At 56.7% G+C, this 3,142-nt stretch carries 5 protein-coding genes; 3 read left to right on the forward strand and 2 right to left on the reverse strand.

All coding sequences use genetic code 11. The features are described from left to right. Nucleotides 1-656: CocE/NonD family hydrolase (locus R6T97_RS16060; RefSeq protein ID WP_410350291.1), on the reverse strand; the 656-nt coding region annotated here is incomplete at its 3' end. A gap of 43 nt (nt 657-699) precedes the next feature. Between R6T97_RS16060 and R6T97_RS16065 the strand changes: the two genes are divergently transcribed. Both R6T97_RS16065 and R6T97_RS16070 read left to right on the forward strand, forming a co-directional pair. Beyond that, complete coding sequence (locus tag R6T97_RS16065; protein ID WP_410350292.1) at nt 700-1,590, forward strand: OmpA family protein; 891 nt, start codon at nt 700-702, stop codon at nt 1,588-1,590. Nucleotides 1,591-1,599: 9 nt separating this feature from the next. After that, the gene (locus tag R6T97_RS16070; RefSeq protein WP_410350293.1) at nt 1,600-1,926 is read left to right on the forward strand and encodes a hypothetical protein; all 327 of its coding nucleotides are present in this window, start codon (nt 1,600-1,602) and stop codon (nt 1,924-1,926) included. Nucleotides 1,927-1,929: 3 nt separating this feature from the next. Here R6T97_RS16070 and R6T97_RS16075 read toward each other — a convergent pair whose 3' ends face one another. Continuing rightward, a complete protein-coding gene (locus R6T97_RS16075; protein WP_410350294.1) occupies nt 1,930-2,877 on the reverse strand; it encodes an L-threonylcarbamoyladenylate synthase in 948 nt (315 codons plus the stop codon). A gap of 113 nt (nt 2,878-2,990) precedes the next feature. Between R6T97_RS16075 and R6T97_RS16080 the strand changes: the two genes are divergently transcribed. Next, the coding region (locus R6T97_RS16080; protein ID WP_410350295.1) for an acyl-CoA dehydrogenase N-terminal domain-containing protein at nt 2,991-3,142 on the forward strand (152 nt) is incomplete at its 3' end.

Consider the following 3,142-nt stretch of genomic DNA (forward strand, 5'->3'; position numbering starts at 1 on the left):
GACCGTGGCGGGCGTCCCGAGACGGGAGAGCGATACAGCAAATGATACTCAAAAAAAGCCTGGGCGTATCCGTTGCTAAACCCTTCTGCTTGGGGAAAATCAAGTTCCCCCTGGCTTAATTTGCCAACGGTATTATGAGCCCATGGCCCCATCATAAGCTTGTGCTGTTCAGCTACACCTGCCGGGGATTGTGTACAGATGCCATCGAAATAACGGAGCACCCATTTAGTGGCATGGTCGTACCAGCCGCCAATCATGAGCATGGGAATATGAATGTCACCCGGTGCATAAGTGGAGTCTTCGACATACGTCCACGACCAATCATGATAAGGGTGAGCTTCTATCCATGTAGAAATGCCAAATCCCAAAGCATCCAGTTGTTCCACGTATTCTTCACGGTAAACACCATTGGGATAATACACCTGGTAATTGTATTCCGGGCTGGCAACAATGGGAACAGCACAGATATGGTTTGGATGCTGTTCTGCTGCTGTCATAAACTGAACCTTACCCAGTGCAGATGCACCCCATGTGCCAATATTTCCGTCCGACCAGCTTTGGTCTTTTATCCAATCAATGGCATCGTAACCATCTTGCCCGCGTGTGGCATCAGGGTTGGCCGCATCAGCAGAAGCATAAAAACCCCGCCAGTCCATAATCACAACATTATAAGCAGAGGCGTTCGCACTCACTGCGGAATTGACGGAACTGCCTGATACGTCTGGCGAGGAAATCGCTCAATTTACCGCGACACTCAGCCCTGAAGGCGAAGTGCAACTACGTGGCCGCGTACCCGATGACATGACCAACACAGTAGTCAAAAACTTTGCCGGCGCCCGTTTCTCGCAGCGGGACATCACAATGGGGACACGGATCGACAATGACCTTCCGTCCGGATGGTCGGTGCGCGTTCTCGCCGGGATCGAGGCCCTTTCAGAATTGTCCAATGGTGCGGTCATCGTCGGGGCCAATACACTACAAATTCGTGGCAACACGGGAAATCAGGGCGCCAGTGGCGTCATCTCGCGCCTGTTGATCGAAAAGTTGGGACAAACTGCCGACTTTGAAATCGACGTCACCTATGTCAAAGAACTTGATCCGATCGCAGGCATTCCTACCCCAGACGAATGTATCGGCCGGATCATCGCTGCGACCGAGGGGCGCAAAATCACCTTCGATCCCGGCTCTGCCGACCTGACGGCCGACACCCAGCCCGTGGTCGATGATATCGCTGATATACTGAAGAAATGCGGTGACCTGGCAATCCGCGTGTCGGGCTTTACGGACAGTCAGGGCCGCGAAGTGATGAACCAGCAATTGTCACAAGACCGTGCCGATGCGGTTCTGACGGCACTCCGTGCCCGGCGTGTTCCGGTATCGACATTCGAATCGATTGGATTTGGCGAAGAAACGCCCATCGCCGACAACGACACCGAAGACGGGCGCGAAGCCAACCGCAGGATCGAATTCAGCCTGATCGTACCGGAATCGACGGTTGAGGAAACCTCGATCCTAGATGAACTGGCAGCGGAGCCCGATAGCGCGGAAACCCCAGCAGGTGCAGATGACACCGTGACAGAAAGTGAATAGACCAGCCCCATGAACAGAACCGAATTCATCATCGCGACGGCTGTGATCCTTTTTGTGGCTTTCATGCTGGGCTGGTTTGCAAGCTGGCTGGTCAACCGTTTCACCCGCGTGACCAAGGCCGAAATCGGAGAACTGGACAAGATGGCGCAGGCGCTGCACGAGGCCGAAGAAACCCGCGATCAGGCGATCACCTACCTGCAACAGCGCGAGGCCGAGATCACAAACCAGCTGACACAGACCGAGGCGGAACTGCGGGCCGCAATGGACGGCCTGCGCGAAGCGCGGCAGGAAGCGGAAGAGTTGCGCGGTTATATCGAACAGCAAAACGCCGGATAAGTACTAGCGCGGTGCGGCCGCGCGTTTCAAACGATCATTGATTGCACGACCCAAGCCGTGGTCTGGAATGGGCGATACGGCAATCTGTTCCGCACCCATCGCATCCAGTTCATGTAAACAGGCGAAAAGGCGCGCTGCCGCTTCCGTCAGATCACCCGCAACCGAGAGGTTGAGGTCGGCCTCCACCGGACCAAAGCCAAGCAGCACCTCGCCTTTTCCGGCACCAGATGCGTTTAGCCGCACCTTCCCTTGGGGTGCATAGTGCGAGGCAAGCTGCCCCGGTGCTATCGGCGTGGACGGGTCATGCAGGGTCTTCAAAGGCGCACCGAGGCAAGCCTCCAAAGCCTCGACAGGAATGCCGCCCGCCCGCAGCAATGCAGGTTCGCCTATACAGCTGACGATCGTCGATTCGACGCCGACTGCGCAATCGCCACCGTCAACGACAGCATCGATCCGACCGCCCAATCCGGCCACAACATGCGCGGCAGCGGTCGGGCTGACCCGACCTGACGGATTGGCAGAGGGGGCCGCAACCGGACCGCCAAAAGCCCGCAGCAGCCCCGCAGCGACAGGATGATCCGGCACACGGACAGCCAGTGTATCCAGTCCCGCCGTCACAAGTTTCGATATCCCTGCATCCGCCCTTAGCGGCAAGACAAGCGTCAAAGCGCCGGGCCAGAACCCCTGTGCAAGGTGTTGTGCCGCAGCGTTGAACACGCAATAGGACTCGGCTGCCGAAACATCCGGCACATGTACGATCAGCGGGTTGAAACTGGGGCGCCCCTTGGCCTCGTAAATACCTGCTACCGCCGCATTATTGCGGGCGTCCGCACCCAGCCCATACACCGTTTCAGTTGGAAAAGAGACCAGACCACCGCGTTGCAAAATCGCAGCAGCCTTTTCCAGACCGGCGACATCCGGTGGTAGGCTCAGCAGTTGTTCATGGTTCATGACGTGGCGTTTTGGTTGATGGGGGGCCGCGCTGCGATAGGTTGGCCATCAAAGGGATGCATAGCCCTCGGACCATGCTTTGCCAAGCGGCTGCACATTTTGGAGACAGAACAATGCCTTATCGCGCGCCTGTCAGCGATTTTCAGTTCTTGATGGATCATGTCGTCGGTTTTGATCAGATCGCAGCGACCGACCATTTTGCCGATGCCACACCGGATATGACACAGGCGATCCTCAGCGAAGGTGCCAGGATGTGCGAAGAAAT

Source organism: Yoonia sp., from assembly GCF_046498525.1.
Taxonomy (GTDB): Bacteria; Pseudomonadota; Alphaproteobacteria; order Rhodobacterales; family Rhodobacteraceae; genus Yoonia.